At 69.7% G+C, this 921-nt stretch carries 1 protein-coding gene; it reads left to right on the top strand.

Going from position 1 to position 921, the window contains the following annotated elements; all coding sequences use genetic code 11:
- On the top strand, nucleotides 1-921 hold a 921-nt coding region (locus KN815_RS46715), incomplete at both ends, for a CurL C-terminal domain-containing protein (protein WP_216347854.1).

Consider the following 921-nt stretch of genomic DNA (forward strand, 5'->3'; position numbering starts at 1 on the left):
CACGGTACGGGTACGACGCTGGGTGACCCGATCGAGGCGCAGGCGCTGCTGGCCACCTACGGCCAGGGCCGGCCGGAGGGAAGCCCGCTGTGGTTGGGGGCCATCAAGTCGAACATCGGTCATACGCAGGCGGCGGCGGGTGTGGCCGGTGTGATCAAGATGGTGATGGCGATGCGGCACGGGGTGCTGCCGAAGGTGCTGCATGTGGATGAGCCGTCGCGGCAGGTGGACTGGTCGGCGGGTGAGGTGCGGCTGCTGACGGAGGCCACCGCGTGGCCGGAGACCGACCGGCCGCGCCGGGCCGGCATCTCCTCGTTCGGAGTGAGTGGCACCAACGCGCACACCATCATCGAGCAGGCCCCGGAAGCCGACCGTGATGGACAGCCAGAGTCGACCGCTCCCAAGACGGACGGGGCAAAGCGGCCCGCTGTCCTGCCATGGCTGGTGTCCGCCAAGAGCGCTGACGCGCTCGCCGCCCAGGCGGGCCAACTCCACGCCCACCTCAGTGCCCACTCGGAGCTGACACCGGCGGACGTCGGCTTCTCCCTCGCCACGACCCGTTCGGCTTTCGATCACCGCGCGGCCCTGGTCGCCGCGGACCGGGACGAGCTCCTGCGTGGCCTGGAGGCCCTGGCCACCGGTGAGAACGCGGCTCAGGTGGTTCAGGGCACGACCCGGACCGAGGACACTCTCGCGTTCTTGTTCTCGGGTCAGGGTGCGCAGCGTCTGGGTATGGGCCGGGAGTTGTATGAGGCGTTCCCGGTGTTCGCCCGTGCGCTGGACGAGGTGTGTGCGCATCTGGATGTGCTGCTGGACCGTCCGCTCACTGAGGTGATGTTCGCGGCGGAAGGGAGCGCGGATGCCGGGCTGTTGGATCGGACGGTGTTCACCCAGCCCGCGTTGTTCGCGGTCGAGGTGGCG

Origin of the sequence: Streptomyces niphimycinicus (assembly GCF_018883605.1) — a bacterium.
GTDB lineage: Bacteria > Actinomycetota > Actinomycetes > Streptomycetales > Streptomycetaceae > Streptomyces > Streptomyces niphimycinicus.